This is a genomic window from Myxococcus sp. AB036A (genome assembly GCF_006547355.1).
Classification (GTDB): Bacteria; Myxococcota; Myxococcia; order Myxococcales; family Myxococcaceae; genus Myxococcus; species Myxococcus virescens.
This window is the reverse complement of record NZ_VHLC01000197.1, coordinates 1-4,441: the sequence shown is the minus strand read 5'-3', so window position 1 is coordinate 4,441 and position 4,441 is coordinate 1. Positions and strand designations below refer to the sequence as shown.

The 4,441-nt window shown below is 70.0% G+C and carries 4 protein-coding genes; 1 reads left to right on the top strand and 3 read right to left on the bottom strand.

Going from position 1 to position 4,441, the window contains the following annotated elements:
* The 3 genes from FL344_RS37875 to FL344_RS37865 form a co-directional block, all read right to left on the bottom strand.
* Positions 1 to 553 (bottom strand): DedA family protein (locus tag FL344_RS37875; protein ID WP_141621922.1); only part of this gene is annotated, 553 nt, incomplete at its 3' end.
* A gap of 20 nt (positions 554 to 573) precedes the next feature.
* Complete coding sequence (locus tag FL344_RS37870) at positions 574 to 1,734, bottom strand: AI-2E family transporter (protein WP_141621921.1); 1,161 nt, start codon at positions 1,732 to 1,734, stop codon at positions 574 to 576.
* A gap of 136 nt (positions 1,735 to 1,870) precedes the next feature.
* The gene (locus FL344_RS37865; RefSeq protein WP_141621920.1) at positions 1,871 to 2,395 is read right to left on the bottom strand and encodes a phage tail protein; all 525 of its coding nucleotides are present in this window, start codon (positions 2,393 to 2,395) and stop codon (positions 1,871 to 1,873) included.
* A gap of 406 nt (positions 2,396 to 2,801) precedes the next feature.
* Here FL344_RS37865 and FL344_RS37860 point away from each other — a divergent pair.
* On the top strand, positions 2,802 to 4,441 hold a 1,640-nt coding region (locus FL344_RS37860), incomplete at its 3' end, for a collagen-like protein (protein WP_305021792.1).

Here is a 4,441-nt window from a genome sequence, read left to right as displayed (position 1 = left end):
GGGCCGCCGTCGTGGCCAGCACCAGCAGGTGCTCGGCTCGCGCCGCCCCTTTCGCCACTGCGTCCACGCTGTGCGAGAAGGCGTACCCCAGCGCCACCACCACCGGGGCGCTGAGGCACAGCGCCAACCCGTCCCACAGCAGGAAGTCGCGCAGCCGCATGCCATGCACTGCGGCCATGATGAACACCGCCCCGCGCAGCACCGAGAGAAAGCGCCCCACGAAGATGCAGCGCCCGCCGTGGCGCGCGTAGAGCTGGGCCAGTCGCTCGCGGCGTTCCGGCGGCAGGAGCTTCTTCATCCGTGGATGCGCGTACAGCGCGGGCCCCAACCTTTGGGCGGTGAGGAAGAGGGCCGTGTCGCCGCAGAGCACTCCGGCCACCGCGACCGCGACCGCCAGGGCGATGGGCAGGACGTCCCGGTGCGCGAGGATGCCCAGCGACAACAGCACCAGGTCCTCTGGAATGGGCACCCCCATGCCTCCGGCGACCAGGGCGGCGAAGAGCAGGGCCGCTGTGCCATGGGTCAGCAGCCATGGGAGTGGACCCGCGGCCATCGTGTCCCCCTTTCAGGGCGTCATTCAGGTTCCGCGGGGTGGATGGTGCGCGCCGCCCTGCGCTCCTGCCGGAAGAGGAGGACCTCCCGGGCGATGATTTGAAGGGTCGCGGCCACAGGCACCGCCACCACCGCGCCCACGATGCCGGCCAGCTCCGCGCAGAACAGGACTGCCAGGAGGACGAGCAGCGGATTGACGTGGACCGTACGTCGGAAGACGAGTGGGGCCAGCACGTTGCCCTCGAGGGGCCCGTACAGCAGGAAGTAGGCGAGCGCGACCGCTGCCGCCCAGATGCCCTGCGTGGCCCACGTCAGCAAGGTGATGACGCCCCCAGCGATGAGCGGCCCCACATAAGGGACCAGGCTGGAGAAGCCACTGGCGATGCCCAGAGGCAGGAAGTACGGCAAGCCCAGGAGCGCCAGCGTCACCGTGGTCAGGGTGGCGTTGATGGTGCAGATGAGCACCAGCCCGGACAGGTAGCCGCCCGTGGCGCTGTAGACGTTGTGGAGGACCCGGACGTATCGCATCCGGTGCTCGGGGCCGACCAGGGCCAGCCCCCTGCGAATCAGGTCTCCTCCGAATGTCAGCATGAACACGACGAGGAAGAAGACGGTGAGGGCCGAGATGACCATCCCCACCACGCCTCCGATGGCTCGGATGAGCAGCGTCGGCAGGGCGCCGGTCGCGAGCCGGGGCGTTGCTTCCTCCAACCGCCGCGCCCAGCCGAGCGCCTGAAGCCGGTCGCTGAGCACCTGGATGAGTCGAGAACTCCGCAGTTCCGCCATCAACTGCGGCCACTGGCGAACCAGGGCATCCAACTGGTCCGCCGCGGCCGGAATCACGAGCAGCGCGAGGGCGGCGACGACGACCAGCAACGCCGTCATCACCAGGGCGATGGCGGCTAGTCGAGGCAGCCTGCCGCGCTCCAGTCGCGCGACGCCATGTTCCAACGCGAGCGCCAGGATGGTGGCGATGCCCGTCAGTGTCAGTGCCACCCGCGTCTTCGCCACGAAGGTGACGAGTACGACCACCGCGAGCACGGAGGCGCAGACGGTAAACACCGTCGTCGGTGTGACTTGCGAGCGTTGCCCCCCGCCGTCTCGCTCCGCCACCACCGCCCACGCTCCCGTGCCGTAACGCTGCCCCCGACGTGCCCACCCTGCCGGGAACGGGCTACCCACCCCGCAGTTCAGGGTCTTTGAGGACCTGGAAGGGGTGGCTCGTGGGGACGGATTCGCGGCGGCTGTCCGCGTGGCCCCACTGCGCCTCGCACGCGAGAATGGCGCGAGGCGCTGAGCCCTGGGGGCTCACGGTGCGTCAGTTGCGCGACGGGTAGATGCCTTCCAGCGCGATGATGAAGTTGATGCACAAGAAGGGCGACATGTTGTTGTGCGGCTGGGTTCCCCCCGCGACGCCGATGGCCGCGGGGTTCATGGTCCCGTCGATGGGGGCAGCCCGGTAGTTGAGCACGGTCGCCGTGGAGTCCGCCGCGAGCACGGTGCCAATGGGCGTTTCCGTATCGCCGTGCTGACTGCTCACATTCAGGGTGTGATTGTGCGCCGGCATCTGCGTCGAAATCAGCGTCACGGTTTCGGTTCCACCCTGCTCGCCCAGCGTGCGGGGGGACATGCCGGGGCCCTGGCCCGGCTGCATGGGATAGCGGCCACGCAGGTCCGGCAGGGCAAACGTCGTCTGTCCATTGCCTCCATAGGTGGTGCCAAGAATGGAGAAGAGCGCCGAGTTCTGGGCGATGGAGAGAAGCTGCCCTTGGCAGAATGCCCAGCCCCGCGGAGCGAAGTTGCCTGCGAACATCATGATCTGACCGATGAAGGGCTCTGACACGTGCGTCTACCTTTCGAGGAGAGGACTGCCCGACTGCGCTTGCTGCCCTTCCTCCCTGAGCAAAGCTCCGGCCAGCGCTGAAATCGCGCGTGTTTCATGTGCGGGTGACGGCGGCATGCAATGAAACGTGAGACGTGGTGCCTCCATGTCTCGCTGTGTCACGCGCGCTCGTGCGTCCGATACAGACGCGCATGCGTCCGGCCCAGACGCCGCGGCGGATCCGCGTGCCGATGAAACGCGGGTGCGTCTGACCCGGACGCCGCAGCAATGTCTCGTGGGTTCTCTCCCACGAGAGAATCTGCCCGGTTACCGCCGAACTGCTTGGGGTCGCCCCGGTCTTCTTGGCGTGGCGTGCGGCTTGCTCAGAGGCCCGCGGCGTGACGTTTCACGACGAGGAGGCCGGCAGATGACGCAAGAGAACTGGCGACGCCCGCTGTATCAGAAATGGTTTCAGGCGCTTCCGTTGACGGCACTGCTGGTGCTGTCGGCGTGTGAGGAAGGCACGCCAGGACCGCAGGGGCCGCAAGGTCCCGCGGGCGCAGAAGGCCCTCCGGGAGCGCCGGGCGCCGAGGGGCCCGCTGGTCCTCAGGGCGAGCCAGGTGCGCCTGGCGCTACGGGCCCACAGGGGCCGCAAGGTCCTCCGGGCCCGGCAGGCGGGCCGGAAGGTCCTCCGGGGCTGACGGCGCTGGTCCGGACCGACTCCGAGCCCTCCGGTGAGAACTGCGCCCAGGCGGGTGTGGTGGTGGAGACGGGCATCGACCTCAACCGGAACGGTCAGCTGGAGGATGAGGAGGTCGACACCTCGCTGACGCGCTACGTGTGCAACGGGGCACAGGGGCTCATGGGCCCCGAGGGGCCGCAGGGCCCCATGGGCCCGCAGGGCCTCCGGGGTGAGCAGGGCGTGCAGGGGCCAACCGGTCTTCACGGTGAGACGGGCCTGCAGGGTGACCGGGGCCCGGAGGGGCCCGCTGGCGCGGTGGGACCTGCCGGGCCGGCGGGACCGCAGGGCCCCGCAGGACCTGAGGGCCCGGTGGGCCCAGCGGGTGCCACGGGCCCCCAGGGTGATGTCGGTCTGGGCACGGTGACGCGGACCACCGTGGAGCCGGCGTCCGGCAACTGCGCCACCGGTGGCGTGCGGCTGGAGATGGGCGTCGACGCCAACCGCAATGGGACGCTGGATGCGGGTGAGGAGAATGTCGCGCTCACCCGCTTCGTGTGCAACGGGCCGGCGGGACCGCAGGGCGGTCAAGGTCCCGCGGGCGCGACGGGACCTGCAGGGGCACAGGGCCCTTCGGGACCGGTTGGTCCGCAGGGCCCTCAAGGTCCGCAGGGGCCCACGGGCTCGCTGGGCGCCTACGGTGACGGGTCGGCTGGGGCGTACAACGTCCCCAGTGGCAACACCGTGGATCTGACCACGGTCACTGGTTACGGCACGTTGGCCGGCCGGCAGCACCTGCAGTTCACGAACGTCACCGTCTCCGGCACGCTGATTGTCCCGAGTGGAACGGTCATCCGGGCCACCGGCGACGTCACCATCAACGGTACGATCATCGTGGACCCCAGTGCCGAGGACAACGGAACCGGGCCTGCGGAGGCAGGCGTGGCGCGTGCGGCCGCAGGCGAGCCCCAGGGCGGGCGTGGGCTGTTGCCGCTCCAGGCCGCGCAACTCCTGCGACCCGGCGGCCTGGGCGGCGGCGCGGGTGCCAAGCAGGCCGGTGTGGCCGGTGGCAGGGGCGGCGGCTCCCTGGTCATTCTCGCGCAGGGAGCGATCCGCATTCCCCCGGGGGGCGCCATCAATGCCAATGGTGAGTCTGGTGGAACCGCCTCCAACCTGCCCGGCTCGGGCGGTGGCGCGGGGGGCGCCATCGTCCTCGTGGGCAAGGGCTCCATCACCGTGGGGGGATTCGTCCGAGCGGTGGGGGCCAATGGTGGCGCTGGCAACAACGCGGGGGGCGCGGGCAAGGGCGGTGGCGGCGGCGGCGGCGGTGGCATCGTCCAGCTCCTCTCCACCACGACGCCCAGCGTGACAGGCGGCATTCTCGTGAG